20 protein-coding genes are annotated in these 17749 nt (G+C 62.6%); 7 read left to right on the top strand and 13 right to left on the bottom strand.

Going from position 1 to position 17749, the window contains the following annotated elements; all coding sequences use genetic code 11:
- Positions 1–22: 22 nt before the first annotated feature.
- On the bottom strand, positions 23–853 hold the full coding sequence (locus NKJ88_RS12590) for a cell envelope integrity EipB family protein (protein ID WP_023671019.1): 831 nt from the start codon (positions 851–853) through the stop codon (positions 23–25).
- Between the two features lie 138 nt (positions 854–991).
- Here NKJ88_RS12590 and NKJ88_RS12585 point away from each other — a divergent pair, with 138 nt between their 5' ends.
- The 5 genes from NKJ88_RS12585 to NKJ88_RS12565 all read left to right on the top strand — a co-directional run bounded on the left by NKJ88_RS12585 (position 992) and on the right by NKJ88_RS12565 (position 4668).
- Complete coding sequence (locus tag NKJ88_RS12585; protein ID WP_023693441.1) at positions 992–1456, top strand: RidA family protein; 465 nt, start codon at positions 992–994, stop codon at positions 1454–1456.
- Between the two features lie 14 nt (positions 1457–1470).
- Positions 1471–2199: a glycerophosphodiester phosphodiesterase gene (locus tag NKJ88_RS12580; RefSeq protein ID WP_023700734.1), complete on the top strand. Its 729-nt coding sequence runs from the start codon at positions 1471–1473 to the stop codon at positions 2197–2199.
- Positions 2200–2254: 55 nt separating this feature from the next.
- The gene (locus NKJ88_RS12575) at positions 2255–3469 is read left to right on the top strand and encodes a GNAT family N-acetyltransferase (RefSeq protein WP_023693439.1); all 1215 of its coding nucleotides are present in this window, start codon (positions 2255–2257) and stop codon (positions 3467–3469) included.
- A gap of 96 nt (positions 3470–3565) precedes the next feature.
- Complete coding sequence (locus NKJ88_RS12570) at positions 3566–3994, top strand: HIT family protein (protein ID WP_023671015.1); 429 nt, start codon at positions 3566–3568, stop codon at positions 3992–3994.
- The gene (locus NKJ88_RS12565) at positions 3991–4668 is read left to right on the top strand and encodes a phosphatase PAP2 family protein (protein ID WP_352444177.1); all 678 of its coding nucleotides are present in this window, start codon (positions 3991–3993) and stop codon (positions 4666–4668) included. Before NKJ88_RS12570 ends, NKJ88_RS12565 begins: the two co-directional genes overlap by 4 nt.
- A gap of 102 nt (positions 4669–4770) precedes the next feature.
- Here the strand turns inward: NKJ88_RS12565 and clpA are convergent, their stop codons facing one another.
- From clpA to NKJ88_RS12545, 4 genes are all read right to left on the bottom strand, one after another.
- Positions 4771–7260: an ATP-dependent Clp protease ATP-binding subunit ClpA gene (gene clpA, locus NKJ88_RS12560; RefSeq protein ID WP_023824862.1), complete on the bottom strand. Its 2490-nt coding sequence runs from the start codon at positions 7258–7260 to the stop codon at positions 4771–4773.
- A 6-nt stretch (positions 7261–7266) separates the two neighbouring features.
- Positions 7267–7593: an ATP-dependent Clp protease adapter ClpS gene (gene clpS / locus NKJ88_RS12555; protein WP_023671012.1), complete on the bottom strand. Its 327-nt coding sequence runs from the start codon at positions 7591–7593 to the stop codon at positions 7267–7269.
- Between the two features lie 277 nt (positions 7594–7870).
- Positions 7871–8200, bottom strand: coding sequence for a phasin family protein (locus tag NKJ88_RS12550; RefSeq protein WP_023671011.1), 330 nt, complete (start codon positions 8198–8200; stop codon positions 7871–7873).
- Positions 8197–8472, bottom strand: coding sequence for a hypothetical protein (locus NKJ88_RS12545; RefSeq protein ID WP_155923319.1), 276 nt, complete (start codon positions 8470–8472; stop codon positions 8197–8199). The genes NKJ88_RS12550 and NKJ88_RS12545 overlap by 4 nt, the downstream gene beginning before the upstream one ends.
- A 68-nt stretch (positions 8473–8540) precedes the next feature.
- Between NKJ88_RS12545 and NKJ88_RS12540 the strand changes: the two genes are divergently transcribed.
- On the top strand, positions 8541–9935 hold the full coding sequence (locus NKJ88_RS12540) for an SPOR domain-containing protein (RefSeq protein WP_502904746.1): 1395 nt from the start codon (positions 8541–8543) through the stop codon (positions 9933–9935).
- Between the two features lie 46 nt (positions 9936–9981).
- On the opposite strand, the gene NKJ88_RS12535 is transcribed toward NKJ88_RS12540, so the two are convergent.
- The 4 genes from NKJ88_RS12535 to NKJ88_RS12520 form a co-directional block, all read right to left on the bottom strand.
- On the bottom strand, positions 9982–10680 hold the full coding sequence (locus tag NKJ88_RS12535) for a DnaJ domain-containing protein (RefSeq protein WP_023730128.1): 699 nt from the start codon (positions 10678–10680) through the stop codon (positions 9982–9984).
- A complete protein-coding gene (locus tag NKJ88_RS12530) occupies positions 10680–11405 on the bottom strand; it encodes a hypothetical protein (protein WP_023712359.1) in 726 nt (241 codons plus the stop codon). The genes NKJ88_RS12535 and NKJ88_RS12530 overlap by 1 nt, the downstream gene beginning before the upstream one ends.
- A 103-nt stretch (positions 11406–11508) precedes the next feature.
- The gene (locus NKJ88_RS12525; protein ID WP_023824861.1) at positions 11509–11946 is read right to left on the bottom strand and encodes a DUF1489 family protein; all 438 of its coding nucleotides are present in this window, start codon (positions 11944–11946) and stop codon (positions 11509–11511) included.
- Positions 11947–12024: 78 nt separating this feature from the next.
- Positions 12025–13428: an L-serine ammonia-lyase gene (locus NKJ88_RS12520; RefSeq protein WP_352444172.1), complete on the bottom strand. Its 1404-nt coding sequence runs from the start codon at positions 13426–13428 to the stop codon at positions 12025–12027.
- Positions 13429–13699: 271 nt separating this feature from the next.
- Between NKJ88_RS12520 and NKJ88_RS12515 the strand changes: the two genes are divergently transcribed.
- Positions 13700–14443: a DUF599 domain-containing protein gene (locus tag NKJ88_RS12515; RefSeq protein WP_023671004.1), complete on the top strand. Its 744-nt coding sequence runs from the start codon at positions 13700–13702 to the stop codon at positions 14441–14443.
- Here NKJ88_RS12515 and NKJ88_RS12510 read toward each other — a convergent pair.
- From NKJ88_RS12510 to NKJ88_RS12495, 4 genes are read right to left on the bottom strand one after another with little or no spacing between them, the layout of a single operon-like run.
- Positions 14392–15189 (bottom strand): YdcF family protein, encoded by a 798-nt coding sequence (locus NKJ88_RS12510; protein ID WP_023734347.1) that lies wholly within the window; start codon positions 15187–15189, stop codon positions 14392–14394. The genes NKJ88_RS12515 and NKJ88_RS12510 overlap by 52 nt on opposite strands.
- A gap of 7 nt (positions 15190–15196) precedes the next feature.
- Positions 15197–15727 carry a hypothetical protein gene (locus tag NKJ88_RS12505; protein WP_023671002.1) on the bottom strand — a complete coding sequence of 177 codons (531 nt, stop codon included), beginning with the start codon at positions 15725–15727 and terminating at the stop codon, positions 15197–15199.
- 1 nt (position 15728) lies between these two features.
- Positions 15729–17294, bottom strand: a complete 1566-nt coding sequence (locus NKJ88_RS12500) for an amidase family protein (RefSeq protein WP_023734345.1) — start codon at positions 17292–17294, stop codon at positions 15729–15731.
- Positions 17294–17749 carry a GNAT family N-acetyltransferase gene (locus NKJ88_RS12495; protein WP_023726661.1) on the bottom strand — a complete coding sequence of 152 codons (456 nt, stop codon included), beginning with the start codon at positions 17747–17749 and terminating at the stop codon, positions 17294–17296. Before NKJ88_RS12495 ends, NKJ88_RS12500 begins: the two co-directional genes overlap by 1 nt.

The following is a 17749-nucleotide window of genomic DNA, read 5'->3' as shown; positions in this document are numbered from 1 at the left end:
CCGTGCCAGCGCCGCATTGTTGCTATTTCGAGACCGGGCAAGGCTTGGTCTGATCGAACAGCGAGAGGTTGACCAGCTTTCCGGTCATCGAGAACTCGCCATAGTCCATTGTGAGGTCGCGGGTGATGCCGTTCTCGTGCAGCTTGAAGCTGATGCGGTATTCCGGCACCTCTTCGCCCGATTTGTCGGTCTCGTCGAAATAGGCGATGTCGACCGGCCAGTATTTGTCGCCGGCAAGCTTGGCCAGCGCCGGCGCTTCGGGGTCGGCCTTGTCGCCCTCGGCCTTCTTGCCGACGATGACGGTGGTGGTCATCACCTTGTTGGCATCCTCCGAACCGTCGAACAGGCTGGTTTCGTAGAAATTCTCGCCCTTCTCGGCCTTGCCGATCAGTTCGACCAGATGCTGGGTCGGGAACTGAGTAGCGGCGAGTTCCAGGCTGTTCTTCTCGGGCTTGTCGATGTCGACCTTGAGGCCCTTGGTCTCTTTCGTGGCGGTGCCCTTGACCTCCTTGTCTAGGTTCTGGTCGACGAAGGATTTGGTCACGAACGAGAAGGTCTTGCCTTCGGCGTCCTCGAACGTGGTCGTCTGCTGGTCGGTCAGCCTGGTGTTGTCGCCGGTGGCGATCTGGGTGACGAAACGGAATTTTACCGTATAGCCCTCGCAGGGCGAGCCGTTGAACTCATAGACCATGCGGCCGGAAATGCCGGTGATGCCCGAGCGGTCCGACGCCTTGTCGAGGGTAAGATCGTAGACGGCGCGATGCGCCTGCAGCGCCGGCACGGCAAAGGCTGGAGCCATCGAGAACAGCACCGGAACGAGAACGGCGTGGAAGGCAAGGCGCGTTGCGCGCATAAAGGGCTCCGATCGTCGCAGCTGATGGCAGGCCGCAGGTAAGGATGGTCCAGCTTAAAAAAAGTCGTGGCGGAAGCGAGGCAAAAATAGCAATTTCGGCCCGGCCAGCGCGGCGTCTCCAAGCAATAGGGAAATACGATGAGTGAAACAATCGAAAAGCGGCTAAGCGATCTCGGCGTGACGATACCTGCCGCCGCAGCGCCCGCCGCGAACTATGTGCCCTATTGCAGGTCCGGCAATCTTTTGTTCACCGCCGGGCAGTTGCCGCTCAAGGACGGCAAGCTGCAGGCAAGCGGCCTGCTCGGCCGCGACGTCGACACGGCAACCGGCAAGGAAGGCGCAAAGTACTGTGCAATCAACATCTTGGCGCAGGCAAAAGCAGCACTTGGCGATCTCGAAAAAATCCAGCGGCTGGTCAAGATCACCGTCTTTGTTGCATCAGTGCCGGATTTCGTCGAGCAGCATCTGGTCGCCAATGGCGCCTCCGATTTCCTGGTCGCGGCCCTTGGCGAGCGCGGCAAGCATGCCCGCTCCGCCGTCGGCACCGCCTGTCTGCCGCTTAATGCCGCAGTGGAAATCGAAGCCGTCTTCGAGGTCGCATGAGCAGGACCAAGACAATGACCGACCTTTCCTGGCTGACCGCCCGCCCGGTGGCGCATCGCGGCTTTCACGACATGAACAAGACGCGCTGGGAAAACACGCTGTCGGCCTTCGCTGCTGCCGCCGAGCGCGGCTATGCGATCGAATGCGACGTGCATTTGTCGTCCGACCGCGTCCCCGTCATCATTCATGACGGCGATCTCAGGCGGTTGACCGGCCAGGACGGCTTTGTCTGGCAGCGCACGGCAGCGGAACTGGCGGCGCTCAGGATCGGCGGCACCAAGGACCATGTGCCTTCACTTCAGGAGGTGCTCGACCTGGTCGACGGCCGCGTGCCTTTGGTGGTCGAACTGAAGGGCGTGCCCGGTTACGACGAGGGCCTGGTGGCAAGCGTCGGCAAGATGCTGGAGCGCTACAAGGGCAAGGCGGCGATCATGTCGTTCGACCACTGGCTGGTCCGCGATTTCCCCAGGGATGCGCCTGGCATTCCGGGTGGGCTGACCGCCTATGGCAGGGACAACCAATTGATCGAGGCGCATTTTGCCATGCTGGCACATGACCTCGCCTTCACCTCCTATGCCGCGGGCGATCTGCCGAACCCGTTCGTCAGCTTCGTGCGCGAAAGGCTTAAAATGCCTGTCATCACCTGGACGGTGCATGACCAGCCGGCGGTGGATCTCACCTTCAAATACGCCGACCAGATGACGTTCGAAGGGTTCGAACCCGATCTGGTCAATGTCGCCTGATGGAAGTGCCTGAAACGTGACTTGTAGCGGCCCCGACAGAGCTTAAATAAGCCCCATGGATCAGGGTGATGAAGGTGACGGGCAAACGGCGAATGCGGAGTTTTCCATCCGCGTTGCCGCCGGCATCAATGCCTTCACCTGCGACGAGTGGAACGGCTTTACCGGCACAACCCGCAGCGACACAGAAAATGGCTATAACCCTCTCGTTTCATATGCTTTTCTGAGCGCGCTTGAAGATTCCGGCTGCGCCGTGCGGCGTACCGGCTGGCAAGGTCATCATCTCAGACTGGAAAATGCCCAAGGCAGATTGCTGGGCGCCGTGCCCTGCTATCTCAAATCGCACAGCCAGGGCGAATATGTCTTCGACCACGGCTGGTCGGATGCGTTCGAACGCGCCGGCGGCAACTACTATCCGAAACTGCAATGCGCCGTGCCGTTCTCTCCGGTCACCGGCCCTCGCCTGCTGGTCAGCAAAGGCGAGGACAGCGCCATTGTGAAGGCCGGTCTCGCAGCGGGCCTGAAGGCGGTGACGGAAAAGCTCGGCGTGTCGTCCGCGCATGTCACCTTCGCCAGTGAAAGCGACGTTGCAACGCTGGAAGCAGCCGGCTTCCTGCACCGCACCGACCAGCAGTTCCACTTCTTCAACGAAGGCTTTTCGACCTATGACGATTTCCTCGCTACGCTGGCATCGCGCAAGCGCAAGGCGATGAAGAAGGAGCGGCGCGAGGCGCTCGCCAACGATATCTCGATCGACCGGCTGACCGGCAAGGACCTGACCGAAAGGGCCTGGGACGATTTCTTCGCCTTCTATATGGACACCGGCAGCCGCAAATGGGGCCGGCCCTATCTCAACCGCAAGTTCTTCTCGCTGATCGGCGAGCGCATGTCCCAGGATATCCTGTTGGTAATGGCCAAGCGCAATGGCCGCTATGTCGCCGGCGCCATCAACTTCATCGGCTCCGATGCGCTCTACGGCCGCAATTGGGGCTGCATCGAGGACCACCCGTTCCTGCATTTCGAAGTTTGCTACCATCAGGCCATCGACTTCGCCATCGAGCGTAAGCTGAAGGTGGTCGAGGCCGGCGCGCAGGGTGAGCACAAGCTGGCGCGCGGCTATCGTCCCGTGACCATGCATTCGGCGCACTACATCGCACATCCCGGCCTGCGCAATGCTGTGGCCGACTATCTCCGGCGGGAACGCCGCGAGGTCGAGCGGATGGGCGAAATCCTGGAAGAGCATACGCCGTTCCGCAAGGATCTTGAGGAATAGCGATCCGCCCCTGCCCTCGCCTGTCGATATCGCCGGACCATCTTGCCGGTCCGGGACAGCTTCGCTACACCGGGAGCATACTCCCGGAGCGCCGCCATGACCGAGGCCTACGACCCCAGCAATATCTTCGCGAAGATCCTGCGCGGCGAAATCCCGTCGCACCGCGTCTACGAGGATGATGCCGTGGTCGCCTTCATGGATGTGATGCCGCAAGGCCCCGGTCACACGCTGGTGGTGCCCAAAGCACCGTCGCGCAATCTGCTCGATGCAGATCCGGCGACGCTCGGCCGGCTGTTCACCACGGTCCAAAAGGTGTCGCTGGCGGTCAAAAAGGCTTTCGGCGCTGACGGGGTCACGATCCTGCAGTTCAACGAACCGGCCTCCGGCCAGACCGTCTACCACCTGCATGTCCATGTCATCCCGCGGTTCGAAGGCATCGCGCTCAAGCCGCATACGGGGCAGATGGAGAAGCCCGAAGTGCTGACTGAGAACGCGGCCAGGATCCGGGCAGCGCTGAACGGTTGAGGGGGCGCGCGCCTCACGGCGATGCGCTCAGCCACAATCCACTGCGTCGGTTAGGAAAATATCAAACCACCCGTGATAACGCGCGCCGTACCGGGATGCGTTTGGGTTTCAAAATCGCGGAACATTCGGTTGCGACATCAGAGCCGTTGGTAGAAGCAGCTGCCGGGCGGGCCTTTCTGCGCACCTTGGCGGACGCGTACCGGCGACACCGCCTGCTGCAGGCGATGGCCATCGCTGCCCTGCTTTTGGCAGCCGCGGTCGGCCTGCGCACCGGAAACATGCCGGATTTCGGCGTGCTGGAAGACTATGCCCAATACCTTCTTTTCGCTTTCTGGATCGGTGGCTGCGCCTTCGCACTCGGCAGCTTTTTTCACCTTGCGCAGGACATTGTGTGGAGCGGCTATATCGGGGCGACGCCAGGCAGTCTCGGCATATCCGCCTTCCCGTCCATGCATGTGGCGATGGCGGTGCTTTTCGCGCTTTATGCAACACGCCGCTCACGGTTGGCCGGCCTTTTGATGTGGGCATTCGCCGCAATCATCATGGTCGGCTCGGTCGTCCTTGGCTGGCATTATGCCGTGGATGGCTATGCGAGCGTTCTGATTTCGATCGCCATCTGGAAGGCGTGCGGGTTCTTCCTGGGCAAGTTTGCACCCGAGGGCGTCGCCGCCTGACCTAACAACATCTGACCTGAAAAGCAGGGGCGCTGTGTCGGCAAACCGGCCAGCCATGAAAAAAGGCCCCGTCACCGGGCCCTTTTTTCATTGGCGAACTTTTTAGCTCTTGCGCGGCAGTTGCGGCACCAGGCTGCGCTTGCCGCCATCCTTGCCCTTCGGCTCGGGCTCGTCCTTGCCCTTGGGCTGAGGCTTCTGCGCCACCGCCTTCTTGGCGACGGGCTTCTTGGCCACCGCCTTGCGGGCTTTCGGCGCCTCTTCCGGCTCCTGCTTCGGCTGCACCGGGGCTTCGTCGGCCAGTGATTCGAGCTTCAGGCCGGTTTCGCCGGTTTCCTTCTTCTCGACTGTGACGCGCACCGTGCCGCCCTTCTTGAGCTTGCCGAACAGCACCTCGTCGGCCAACGGCTTCTTGATGTGCTCCTGGATGACCCGGCCGAGCGGCCGCGCACCCATGCGCTCATCATAGCCCTTGTCGGCCAGCCAGGCGATCGCGTCGGACGACAGGTCGAAGGTGACGCCCCGCTCGGAGAGCTGGGCCTCGAGCTGCATGACGAACTTCTGCACCACCTGATGGATGACCGGCACCGGCAGCGAGCCGAACGGGATGATCGCATCGAGACGGTTGCGGAACTCCGGCGTGAACAACCGGTTGATGGCCTCGACATCGTCGCCTTCGCGCTTGGTCGATCCGAAACCGATCGCCGCGCGCTGCGCATCGGATGCGCCCGCATTGGTGGTCATGATAAGGATGACATTGCGGAAGTCGATCTGCTTGCCGTTGTGGTCGGTCAGCTTGCCGTGGTCCATGACCTGCAACAGGATGTTGAACAGGTCCGGATGCGCCTTCTCGACCTCATCCAGCAAGAGCACGCAGTGCGGATGCTGGTCGACGCCGTCGGTGAGCAGACCGCCCTGGTCGAAGCCGACATAGCCGGGAGGCGCGCCGATCAACCGCGAAACGGTGTGGCGTTCCATATATTCCGACATGTCGAAGCGGATCAGCTCGACGCCGAGCGAGGCAGCCAACTGCTTGGCGACTTCGGTCTTGCCGACGCCGGTCGGGCCTGAGAACAGGTAGGAGCCGATCGGCTTTTCCGGTTCGCGCAGGCCGGCACGCGCCAGCTTGATTGCCGAGGTCAGCGCGGTGATGGCGGTGTCCTGGCCATAGACGACGCGCTTCAGCTCGATGTCGAGGCCTTGCAGCACCTTCTCGTCGTCGGCCGAAACCGTCTTCGGCGGGATGCGGGCCATCGTGGCGATCGTGGCTTCGATCTCCTTGATGCCGATCGTCTTCTTGCGCTTGGATTCCGGCACCAGCATCTGCGAGGCGCCGGTCTCGTCGATCACGTCGATCGCCTTGTCCGGCAGCTTGCGGTCGTTGATGTAGCGGGCCGACAGTTCCACCGAAGCCTTGATCGCCTCGTTGGTGAACTTCACCTTGTGGAATTCCTCATAATAGGGCTTGAGGCCCTTCATGATCTCGATGGCGTCCTCGATGGTCGGCTCGTTGACGTCGATCTTCTGGAAGCGCCGCACCAGAGCGCGGTCCTTCTCGAAGAACTGGCGGAATTCCTTGTAAGTGGTCGAGCCGATGCAGCGGATGGCACCCGAAGACAGCGCCGGCTTCAACAGGTTCGACGCATCCATCGCGCCGCCTGACGTGGCGCCGGCCCCGATCACCGTGTGGATCTCGTCGATGAACAGCACGGCGCCGGGATAATCCTCTAGCTCCTTGACAACCTGCTTCAGCCGCTCTTCGAAATCGCCACGGTAGCGGGTGCCGGCCAGAAGCGTGCCCATGTCGAGCGCGAAGATGGTGGCGTCCTGCAGCACTTCGGGCACGTCGCCTTCGACGATGCGCTTGGCCAGACCTTCGGCAATCGCCGTCTTCCCGACGCCGGGATCGCCGACATAGAGCGGGTTGTTCTTAGAGCGGCGGCACAGCACCTGGATGGTGCGGTTGATTTCGCTCTCGCGGCCGATCAGCGGATCGATCTTGCCGGCCTTGGCCTTGTTGTTGAGGTTGACGCAATAAGCCGTCAGCGCATCCTGCTGCTGCTTCTTCTTGCCGCCTTCCTCCTGCGGCTCGGCGCCGTTCTGGCCGCCCTGCTCGTCATCGGCGCCGCGCGGCGAGCGCGTCTCCGATGCGCCGGGGCGCTTGGCGATGCCGTGCGAGATGTAGTTGACCGCGTCGTAGCGGGTCATCTGCTGTTCCTGCAGGAAATAAGCGGCATGGCTCTCGCGCTCGGCAAAGATGGCGACGAGCACGTTGGCGCCGGACACTTCCTCGCGGCCGGATGACTGTACATGGATCACGGCGCGCTGGATGACGCGCTGGAAGCCGGCGGTCGGCTTGGAATCCTCATCGTAACCGGTGACCAGATTGTCGAGTTCGGTGTCGATATAGGTCAGAACGGTGTGCTTCAGCTCGTCCAGATCGACGTTGCAGGCGCGCATAACGGCGGCCGCCTCGGTGTCGTCGATGAGGGCGAGCAGCAGATGTTCTAGGGTTGCATATTCATGGTGCCGCTCATTGGCGAGCGTCAGCGCCTGGTGAAGCGCCTTTTCCAGGCCTTGGGAGAAAGCCGGCATGTTACCTCACTTCTTCTCCATCACGCATTGCAGCGGATGCTGATTCTGTCGGGCGAAATCCATGACCTGAGACACTTTGGTCTCGGCCACCTCGAATGTATAGACCCCGCACTCGCCCACCCCATGATTGTGAACATGAAGCATGATGCGTGTGGCGGCTTCGCGGTCCTTTTGAAAAAAGCGCTCCAGGACGTGAACCACGAACTCCATGGGCGTATAGTCGTCGTTGAGGATGAGGACCCTGTAAAGGCTGGGCTTCTTGGTCTTGGTCTTCGTGCGCGTAATGACGGCTGTGCCGCGACCGGCCTCATTGCCGTCGCCGTCACTTTGCATCCGCACCACGCTTGTTGTGGCAGTCAAACCTGAAGTCACGTAATCCTGCCTCTTTCGAATCCCCATGGCGAGTTCGATATGTAGGTGTTCGATGGACGATTTTAAGCCCTTCTTGTTAGCTGACAATATGGCTAGGTGGGCAAACCGAGGCGATTTTCAAAATCGTGAACCGCCAAAGCCCCGGAATTGAAACCGGCATGAAAAAACCCGGCCGCGCATCCGCGACCGGGTCTGTTTTGCAAGCCCGAAAGGCCGTGCCTGGTATTCTCGAGCGAAATTACTTCGCCTTGGCGACAATCGATTCGAAGGGCTTGTAAGCCTCCTTGGCGAGATCGGCATAGAGATCGCCGAACTTGGTCGCCTCGGCAACGAAGCTCTCATAGCTCTGCTTGGCGAAGTCGGACTGGATCTCGACCGCCTTTTCCAGCGACTTGGCGGAGAACAGCTTTTCGACCGCGGCGCTGCCGGCTTCGAAGCTCTTCTTGGTGTATTCGCCAGCTTCAGTGGCGATCGCCTGCGCGCCCTTGGAGAGCGAGGTGAAGCTCTTCAATCCGGTATCGGCAAACTCCTTGCCGTATTTCGAGAAGTCCTCGTAGGTCTGGGTCATTTGACGTTTCCCTTGGCGTTTTGAAGCGCCCTTGCCTGAGCGCGGTTGTGCAATGCACGAGAATATATTGTGCGCTGCACAAAAGTCAAGATTTCAGCGGCATCAGGCCGCGCTGCGCCGGCATCAGCTAAAATTCGAATAAAGAAAGGCTCAAGCCCGAGGAAAATGGTGAACGCGCCGGTTACCATAAACGGATTGGTAACGCTGGCTGCGATAGTTTGACAACAAGTGAGGTCGGATCCCTTTGCCGCCTCCAGGGCAATGAGTTTCAAAGGAACTATCAGTGCGTCAGGCGTTGTCGGTCTTCGGTTCAAAATCCGCATCTTCCCTCAAAACGATCATGATCCTCGCTTTGGCGATGTCATTTGTCGTTGCGGATGCCGCGTCCTCGATGGCCGCCAGGTCTTCGGCGATCGTCGTCGACGCCAAGACCGGCAAGGTGCTTTATTCGTCCGATGCCAACGGCCGGCGCTACCCGGCGTCGCTGACCAAGATGATGACGCTCTATCTGACCTTCGAGGCCATGGCGAATGGCCGGATCAGCAGGAACACGCCCGTGCCGTTCTCGGCCAAAGCGGCGGCCGAACCGCCGACCAAGCTCGGCGTCAAGGCGGGCGGAGCGGTTTCGGTCGAGACCGCCATCCTGTCGATGGTGACCAAGTCGGCCAATGATTCGGCGACCGCGCTCGGCGAACTGCTCGGCGGCAGCGAAAGCAATTTCGCCCGCATGATGACCGCTAAGGCGCGCGCGCTCGGCATGGACGGCACCGTGTTTCGCAATGCCAACGGCCTGCCCGATCCCGGCCAGTTCACAACCGCCCACGACATGGCGATGCTTGGCATAGCGCTCAGGGAACATTATCCGCAGTATTACGGCTATTTCTCGCAGCGCTCCTTCCTTTACGGCCGCCAGCGCATCAATGGCCACAACCGTCTGCTCGGCCGCATCAAGGGCGTCGACGGCATCAAGACCGGCTATACCCGCGCCTCCGGCTTCAACCTCGTCTCGTCGGTTTCGGATGGCAACCGCCGCCTCGTCGCCGTCGTCATGGGCGGCACTTCGGGGCGCAGCCGCGACAACCAGATGGCCGGCATGATCAACGCCTACATGCCGCGCGCATCGACCCGCGGCGGCGGCGCCCTGGTCGCCAAGGCCGGCGGCGACAATCCGGTCAAGGCGCTGGCCAAGGTCTTCCTGCCCAAGCATGACGCGCCGACGCCGGATGGCAAGCCGATCGTTGAAGACGATGCCGTGGCGTCCAATGACGATCCGACATCCGCTGACGAGCAGTCTGCTGAAGGCCAGTCTGCCGACGAACAGACGGTGGCCGCGGTCGAAGAGCCCGCCCCCGTCGTCAAGACCAGGAAGGTCAAGACCGTCATCGTGACGGCGCCGAAGGTCGAAACTGCGCAGATTGTGGCTGCCTATGCCGAACCCACGCCTGTATCCCCACAGGCGGTCGACCCGGTCAACACGGCCTCGGTGCCGGCTGGTTGGGCGGTGCAGGTGGCGTCGTCGCCCAAGCAGTCCGAAGCCCAGGCTTTCCTCGACAAGACCGCCAAGCTGGCGCCCAAAGTTCTTGGGGCTGCTTCCGGTTTCACCGTCGCCTTCGAAAAGGATGGCGAGACCTATTACCGTGCCCGGTTCGGCGGCTTCCGCTCGAAGGATGCGGCCTGGAATGCCTGCAATGCCCTGAAGAAAAAGAAAATCGCCTGCTACGCCGTCCAACAGTAGGGCGGCGTCGGAACCATCTCCCGGAAATTTACTGCGTCGAAGGAGACTAGTTGTGATTGGAGAGCAAGACGTCCTTGGCTTCGTTGATCCGCGCCGCCAGGAAAGACGTGCCGCCGATGTCGGGGTGCAGGCGCTGCATCAGGCGGCGGTGCGCCTTGCGGACATCCGCCGCGGCGGCCCCCGCTTCAAGACCAAGGATCTTGTAGGCCTCCTCCTTAGTCATGGCGCCCGCACCTGGCGCAACACCCAGCCCTTCGCCACCGTTCGCCTCAGCGTCGTTGCGCCAGACGGGAAAACGGCCGTCAAGATACGTCTCTAGGAGCTGGCGGCTCTCCGGGTCGCCGGGGAGTTCGCGGTAAAGCTGCTGCAGCTCGGCCAGGCCCATCGCGCCCAGCATCTTGCCTTCATGGCGGCCGGCCAGAACCAGGCCTTCAAGCCCGCCCGTATCGTGATCAAGCTCCATTTCCAGTGCGGCGGTCCGCACCGTTGAGCGCTTGCCGGGCGCCGGCCCGACCGACGGCCGCTTCATTCGCATCGACCCGTACCAGGCAAGGGCCGCGGCCAGGATGAGGCCGGCAATGCCTTCGCGCCCGACCACCAGCACGGCAAGGCCAACCAGCGCCAGAAGCACCGGCCCGAGCGTGCGCATGCCGCTTGCCAGTTTTTGCGCATCGGCACGGACAAAGATCGTCGCCGCGCCGAGCAGCACCAGAAACAGTGCAACAAGTGCAATGATAGCGCCCATCAATTCCCGCCGCCCCTGAGATGCTCGATCAGCAGCCGGTCTCCCGGCCTGTCCCTTGCCTCGAGCGCCTTCAATCCGCCGGTCGCATAGACGGCAACCGCCGAAAGCAGCCCGGCCAAGGTCGCGGCAGCCCGCCGATCAAATCGGAACCAAGCCCCTTTGGACAGCCGCGCAATCTCCTTGAACGCCTTTTCTGCGCCGGGATCATGGCCTTCCTGGAAGACGAAGACGGGAACGCCGTGCAGACCGAGGCTGCCGGCCTTCTGCGCCAGGTCGTCGATATCCTCTTCCATGGCGTCGCCGATATAGACCAGAGCATTGACCTTGGCCGCCGCCGTTTCCTTCAGCGCATGCGCCAGCACCTTGCCGATCTGGGTGTGGCCGGCACGGCAGTCGATCCGCGTCATCAGCTGCTTCAGGGCATTGGTGTCGGCGACAAAAGCCGACGAGCGGCACTCGCCCAACCCGCGAAAATAGGCCAATTGGACACTGAGGGTGCCGGCCTTGCCAACGGCGTCGAACATCTCGCCCTGCAGCTTGGCGGCGACATCCCAGGTCGGCTGGCGGCTCATCGTTGCGTCGAGGGCAAGGATCAGCCGGCCCGTGCCGGTCGCGACAAGCGTCCGGGCCTGACGGATAAAGGCGTCGATCTCGCCGGCATTGGATTGAGGCTTGACCGGCGCAGGACTGGCCCTTGCGGGCACGCGCTGCTTCTTGTCGCTCATAAGAAGCAAGATGTGGCGTTGTCGGCCCCCTTGCAAGTCCAGCCTTGGACAAGATGAAGGGCCAGCGCTCGACGCTCTGGGAGAAGCGGCCGCGCCCTTGGCTCTACAGCAAGCCCAGATCGGCGAGCTCGCGCTTCAGTTTCGGCGGCATCTCGACCATTCCGGCCTTGCCCTTGCCGATATCGGCGGGCGCATCCGAAGGTTTGAGATAACGCCAGCCCTGGAAGGCGCGGCGCGGCTGCCAGTCGGTGCGCACGACGTCGAGGTCGAGCATCAGGCGGCAACGGCCGATGCCTTCGTCGTCGGTGAAGGGCCTGATATCAGTGATCAGCTGGCGGCATTGCACGCTGCCCTTGATCACCCAATAAAGCGAACCGCCATCGGTGACCTCGGCGCCGCGCGCCGGCACCATGCGGGTGGTGTGCCAGTGCTCGGCGGGTTCGCCGGCGCGGCGGCGCTCATCGAGGCGGAAGGCGATCCATTCTTCGAGGTCCTCGACGCTGTCGCAACCGACGCACAGTTTTAGGAGATTGAGTGCCATCGCTTAAGGTTTAGTCCGGCGCGCGATTGCGTCAACGGCCCTGCCCGACTTCTCCACAGTGCCAGTGGCGTTGCGCGGTCAGCATTCCACGACATTGACGGCGAGCCCACCAAGGCTGGTTTCCTTGTACTTCTCGTTCATGTCGAGGCCCGTCTGGCGCATTGTTTCGATCGCGGCGTCGAGCGGCACGAAATGGACGCCGTCGCCTTTGATCGCCAGAGAGGCGGCGGTGACCGCCTTGACGGCGCCGAGCGCGTTGCGCTCGATGCAAGGCACCTGGACCAGACCGCCGACCGGATCGCAAGTCATGCCGAGATGATGTTCGAGCGCGATTTCGGCGGCGTTCTCGACCTGCTCGGGCGTGCCGCCCATGACGGCGCAGAGACCCGCGGCAGCCATCGCCGAGGCCGAACCGACCTCGCCCTGGCAGCCGACCTCGGCGCCGGAGATCGAGGCATTGGTCTTGATGATGCCGCCGACGGCGGCCGCCGTGAGCAGGAAGTCGCGGATGCTCGGCTGGTCGGCCTCGGGGTGGAAATGCAGCCAGTAACGCAGCACCGCCGGCAATGTGCCGGCCGCGCCATTGGTCGGCGCGGTGACGACGCGTCCACCGGCGGCGTTCTCTTCGTTCACCGCCATGGCGTAGATCGACAGCCAGTCATTGGCCAGCAAAGGGTTGGGCTTGTTCTGCTGCCATTGCTCCTGCAGCTTGTCGTGCAGCATGCGGGCACGACGGCGCACTTTCAGCCCGCCCGGCATGATGCCGTCCTGCGACAGGCCGCGGTCGATGCAGCCCTTCATGGCGCCCCAGATCGCATCAAGGCCGCTGTCGACCTCCTCGCGCGACATATGCGTCTCTTCATTGACGCGCTTCATGTCGGCGATAGACAGGCCGCTTTTGCCTGCCATCTTCAGCATCTCGACGGCGTTCTTGAAGGGATAGGGCACCTTCTTGCCTTCTGTGGTCACCGAGCCCTTGACCTTCATCCGCTGCAGCTCTTCCTCGGACACCACGAAGCCGCCGCCGATGGAATAATAGATGCGCTTGAGCAGCAGCCGGTCGCCGGCATCGTAAGCGTAGAAGGCCATGCCGTTGGCGTGGCCGGTGAGCGGCGTCTTGCGGTCGAGCACCAGATCCGTCGCCGGGTCGAAGCGATAGGAGGGATGGCCGTGTGGCGATATCCGCTTCTCGGCGGCGATGCGCGTGGCGATGCCTTCGGCCTGATCGGGATCGACCGTCTGCGGTGTCAGGCCAGCAAGGCCGAGGACAACGGCGCGATCCGAGCCATGGCCGATACCGGTATAGGCGAGCGAACCGTGCAGGCTGGCGCCCAGACGATCAACTTTCGCGCCGGCCGGGCGCGGCCAGTCGTCTCCGGCGATCTCGTCGAGAAACCGCCGCGCCGCTGTCATCGGTCCCATCGTGTGCGAACTCGACGGTCCGATGCCGATCTTGAACAGGTCGAAAACCGAAAGAAACACGCTGCGCCGTCTCCGGGAATGGGATCAAGACCTACATATAGGACTTTCCATGATGTTTGTGCTGTTTTGCGGATTGCGGCGCTGCACCTGCCGACCTTGTTTGCTCCGGCAGCGACATCACCGGCTGAAAGCGCGTCGCGCTGAAACGGATTCATGCGACGCGCTTTAAGTTCTTGTTTCAATGCATGTCGTTGTCCCAGAACCGCAGCTCACTTCTGGGCGGCATGCATGGAGCATCGAACTGACCGCTTTGCCTGTGGTAAAAGGGGGCATGGGCGATTCCTTCCATCTGTCGACGGCTGATCTGGCGGCGCTGGCTTTCTTCCTGCTCGCATGGTTGCTGCATACGCTGGCGTCCGACGGCAGACTGGTCAGCCGGGTGTCGTTGACGATGGCCATGAACGTGCAGCGCGAGGCCTGGATGCGCACCATGGCCGAGCGCGAAATCCGCATCGTCGACACCGCCATCATGAGCGGCCTGCAGCAAGGCACCGCCTTTTTCGCCTCCAGTTCGCTGATTGCGCTCGGTGGCTGTTTCGCGCTGCTTGGCGCCTCGGATCAGGTCCTTGCCGTGCTGAACGATCTGCCGTTGAACGCGACCTCATCGCGCTCCGCCTTTCAGATCAAGGTCTTTGGCCTGGTGCTGATCCTGGCCTTCGCCTTCTTCAAGTTCGGCTGGGCCTACCGTCTGTTCAACTACTGCACGATCCTGATCGGCGCGGTGCCGATCCCCTATGGCGAGGCGTCACGCAACCCGGTCAGCGAAACGGCGGTGTGGCGCGCGGCGCGCATGAACATGCTGGCCGGCAAGCATTTCAATTCAGGCCTGCGCGCGGTGTTCTTCTCGATCGGCTATCTCGGCTGGTTCGTCGACCCGATCGTGTTCGTGCTGTCGACGCTGCTGCTTCTGGCGGTGCTGGTGCGGCGCCAGTTCTTTTCAGCGGCGCGACAAGCGGTGATCGGTCAGCCGCCCGGGCCGGGGAAAAGCTGGTCGATCCGGCCCGATAGCCAATAGGCGGCGAGCCCGATCCATTCGCGGATCGCCATGGTCGTGGTCTGCAGCGAATCGGGTGCGTTGTCGCGAAACAGGCCAAAGCCTTCCTTGCCCGAGGTGCGATAGTCGACCGGCCACGGGACCGTGTGAAAGCCGGCCTTGTCGAACAGCGCCTTGGCGCGCGGCATGTGGAAGGCGGAGGTCACCAGCAGCCAGGTTTCGCCCGATTTCGGCGTTACCAGTTCCTTGGTTAAGACGGCATTCTCATAGGTGTTGCGGGATTTGCTCTCGAGCATCAGGCGATCGGCGTCGACGCCAAGCGCACCGAGCAGCCGCGGCGCGGTGGCCGCATCCCCCTCGCCATCGATGAACAGTTCACCGGTGCCGCCCGAGATAACCACTTTCGCCTCGGGAAAGCGCCGGGCAAGGATCGCCGCCTCGACCATGCGGTCGCCGCCGGAATTCAGCTCATAGCCGCCGCGCGCCAAGTTGATGGCGCCCTCGAAGCCGCCGCCGAGCACGACAATGCCGTCGACCTTCCGCGGCAGCGGCGGCTTTGGGAAGCGCTCTTCGAGCGGATTGAGCATCATGGCGCCAAGCGACGTCCAGGCCGACAGCGCCAGAATCAGGAAGGCGAACACACTGCCCGTCGCCGCCAATCGCCGGCGGCCGATCAGCGCCGCGAGCAAGCCGGCAAGCAGCAGGAAGATCGCCAGGTTGAGTGGTTGGACGAAGAACCAGAATACCTTGGAGAGATAGAAGAACATTGCCTGCCTATCTCCAGCTCAAATTGTGACGGCCGGTGAAGTGCTCGACCGCACTCGCTACCGCTTCCGCTTCGAGGCGGCTTAACTCCCTGCCGAAAACAAGGACGCCGTTCGCGTTGGTCAAGCTGATGACTTCCGACAGTCCCACTTCGTCCGTGGGATAGGTATGGTCGAGGATTTCGACCCTAAGATGCCCTTTCAAAGGCAGTGACCACCGATTTCGCAAGGAACCCCTCACCGAGCGCACGGCTGCAGTGTCGGTCAGCCGCAGGGTTTCCCTGCCGAACACCCGCCAGATGAAATCCTTGCCCAGGAAATAGGTGAAGAGGGCAATGACCGCCACGAAGGACAGCAGGCCGAGCGTGCCGCTGGTGAGCGTTGCGGACGACATATCCGTCAATCCCATGTAGCCGGTGTAGGCGACGATCGCGGCCCCGATCAGGACAAAGACTGTCCTGAAATCCGAGGTGCGTGGCGGGTTCGTGATCAGCAGTTCGTTTCCCGTCTCGACGATGGAAATGCGAGACGGAGGCGGCATGCTACCACCACTTCTCCGGCTGGAAGGTTCCCGCCGCCTGCTCGATGACGGCGGCTGTCTGGAACAGGGTTTCCTCGTCGAAGGGACGGCCAATCAGCTGCAGGCCGAGCGGCAGGCCCTTGGCATCGAGGCCGGCAGGCACGGCAATGCCCGGCAGTCCGGCCATGTTCACGGTCACCGTGAAAATGTCGTTGAGGTACATTTTGACCGGATCGGCGGCCATGTCCTCGTCAGCGATGCCGAAGGCGGCCGACGGCGTCGCCGGCGTCAGGATGACGTCGACGCCGTCGGCAAAAACCGTCTCGAAGTCGCGCTTGATCAAATTGCGCACCTTCTGCGCCTGCAGATAGTAGGCATCGTAATAACCTGCCGACAGCACATAGGTGCCGATCATGATGCGACGCTTGACCTCCCGACCGAACCCGGCGGCTCGGGTCTTTTCGTACATGTCGACAATGTCCTGGCCCGGCACGCGCAAGCCATAGCGGACGCCGTCATAGCGCGCCAGATTGGATGATGCTTCGGCAGGCGCTACGATATAATAAGCCGGCAAAGCATATTTGGTGTGCGGCAGCGAAATGTCGACGATCTCGGCGCCGGCATCCCTGAGCCAGGCAATGCCCTTCTGCCACAGCGCCTCGATCTCTTCCGGCATGCCGTCGACGCGGTATTCCCGGGGAATGCCGACCTTCATGCCCCTGATCGGTTTGCCGATCGCCGCCTCGTAATCCGGCACCGGCCGGTCGACGGAAGTGGTGTCCTTGGCGTCGACCGAGGCCATGGACTTCAGCATGATCGCGGCATCGCGCACGTCCCGGGCGATCGGGCCCGCCTGATCGAGCGACGAAGCGAAGGCGACGATGCCCCAGCGCGAGCAGCGGCCATAGGTCGGCTTGATGCCGACGGTGCCGGTGAAGGCGGCTGGCTGGCGGATCGAGCCGCCGGTGTCGGTGGCGGTGGCGCCGGCGCACAGGAAAGCCGAGACGGCGGAAGCCGAGCCCCCCGACGAGCCCCCCGGCACCAGTTGGGCATTGTCCAGCGTGCGCGCGGTCTTGGTGCCGCCGGCCGAAACGAAACCGCCATCGCCCTGATGCGTGGTCGGCATCACCACCGTGTCGAGGCGCGAACGCCGCCACGGATTGACGACAGGGCCGTAATAGGAGGTCTCGTTGGACGAGCCCATGGCGAACTCGTCCATGTTAAGCTTGCCCAGCATGACGGCGCCGTCTGCCCACAGATTGGCGGTGACGGTCGATTCGTAGCGCGGCTTGAAGCCGTCCAGCACATGGCTGCAGGCCTGGGTGTGGATACCTTCGGTGCCGAACAGGTCCTTGATGCCGAGCGGGATGCCTTCCAGCGCACCGCCCTGGCCCTTGGCGAGCCTGGCGTCGGAAGCTTTGGCCATATCGCGCGCCTTGTCGCCGGTGACGACGATGTAGGCATTGAGCACCGGATTGGCGCGCTCGATGGCACCGAGATAGGCCTCGGTGATTTCGACGGCCGAAATCTCCTTGGCGCGCAGCTTGGCGCGCGCCTGCGAAATTGTCAGATGGGTCAATCCGCTCATCAAAGGCTCTTTTCGTAAAACACCGACCACTCGGAATCGGGATAATCCAGCACCGGCCCGCAGCGCGAGAAGCCGGCGCGTTCGTAGACGGTCCAGGCGGCGGGATGGCGGTCGCCGGTTTCAAGCACCAGGCGCTTCAGCCCTTCGCTGCGCGCCAGCGTTTCGACATGCTCGACGATCTTGGCGCCGATCTTCCTGCCGCGATGCGAGGGCCGCGTGTACATGCGCTTGACCTCACCGACGCGGGCGTCATGGCGCTTCAGCGCGCCGCAACCGATGGCTTGCCCGTCGTCGCGGGCGATGAACACGGTGGTGTCGTCGCCAGCCATCTGCTCGACCGTCAGATGGTAGCAATGCTCCGGCGGCGTCAGTTCGAGCAGCGTCGCGTTGAGCTCCTCGACCAAAGCGCGGACATCGTCCTGCAGCGGCGTTTCGACGGCGATCTCGATTGCCAT

Source organism: Mesorhizobium sp. M0016 (assembly GCF_040324035.1).
Classification (GTDB): Bacteria; Pseudomonadota; Alphaproteobacteria; order Rhizobiales; family Rhizobiaceae; genus Mesorhizobium.
The sequence above is the reverse complement of the archived record's forward strand: the minus strand, read 5'-3'. Positions and strand labels throughout refer to the sequence as shown.

Bases quoted from the DNA above. Each gene is read 5' to 3' on its own strand.
- NKJ88_RS12590 (WP_023671019.1), bottom strand. From the start codon at position 853: ATGCGCGCAACGCGCCTTGCCTTCCACGCCGTTCTCGTTCCGGTGCTG.
- NKJ88_RS12585 (WP_023693441.1), top strand. From the start codon at position 992: ATGAGTGAAACAATCGAAAAGCGGCTAAGCGATCTCGGCGTGACGATA.
- NKJ88_RS12580 (WP_023700734.1), top strand. From the start codon at position 1,471: ATGACCGACCTTTCCTGGCTGACCGCCCGCCCGGTGGCGCATCGCGGC.
- NKJ88_RS12575 (WP_023693439.1), top strand. From the start codon at position 2,255: ATGGATCAGGGTGATGAAGGTGACGGGCAAACGGCGAATGCGGAGTTT.
- NKJ88_RS12570 (WP_023671015.1), top strand. From the start codon at position 3,566: ATGACCGAGGCCTACGACCCCAGCAATATCTTCGCGAAGATCCTGCGC.
- clpA (WP_023824862.1), bottom strand. From the start codon at position 7,260: ATGCCGGCTTTCTCCCAAGGCCTGGAAAAGGCGCTTCACCAGGCGCTG.
- clpS (WP_023671012.1), bottom strand. From the start codon at position 7,593: ATGCAAAGTGACGGCGACGGCAATGAGGCCGGTCGCGGCACAGCCGTC.
- NKJ88_RS12550 (WP_023671011.1), bottom strand. From the start codon at position 8,200: ATGACCCAGACCTACGAGGACTTCTCGAAATACGGCAAGGAGTTTGCC.
- NKJ88_RS12540 (WP_502904746.1), top strand. From the start codon at position 8,541: ATGATCCTCGCTTTGGCGATGTCATTTGTCGTTGCGGATGCCGCGTCC.
- NKJ88_RS12535 (WP_023730128.1), bottom strand. From the start codon at position 10,680: ATGGGCGCTATCATTGCACTTGTTGCACTGTTTCTGGTGCTGCTCGGC.
- NKJ88_RS12530 (WP_023712359.1), bottom strand. From the start codon at position 11,405: ATGAGCGACAAGAAGCAGCGCGTGCCCGCAAGGGCCAGTCCTGCGCCG.
- NKJ88_RS12525 (WP_023824861.1), bottom strand. From the start codon at position 11,946: ATGGCACTCAATCTCCTAAAACTGTGCGTCGGTTGCGACAGCGTCGAG.
- NKJ88_RS12515 (WP_023671004.1), top strand. From the start codon at position 13,700: ATGGGCGATTCCTTCCATCTGTCGACGGCTGATCTGGCGGCGCTGGCT.
- NKJ88_RS12510 (WP_023734347.1), bottom strand. From the start codon at position 15,189: ATGTTCTTCTATCTCTCCAAGGTATTCTGGTTCTTCGTCCAACCACTC.
- NKJ88_RS12505 (WP_023671002.1), bottom strand. From the start codon at position 15,727: ATGCCGCCTCCGTCTCGCATTTCCATCGTCGAGACGGGAAACGAACTG.
- NKJ88_RS12500 (WP_023734345.1), bottom strand. From the start codon at position 17,294: ATGAGCGGATTGACCCATCTGACAATTTCGCAGGCGCGCGCCAAGCTG.
- NKJ88_RS12495 (WP_023726661.1), bottom strand. From the start codon at position 17,749: ATGGCAATCGAGATCGCCGTCGAAACGCCGCTGCAGGACGATGTCCGC.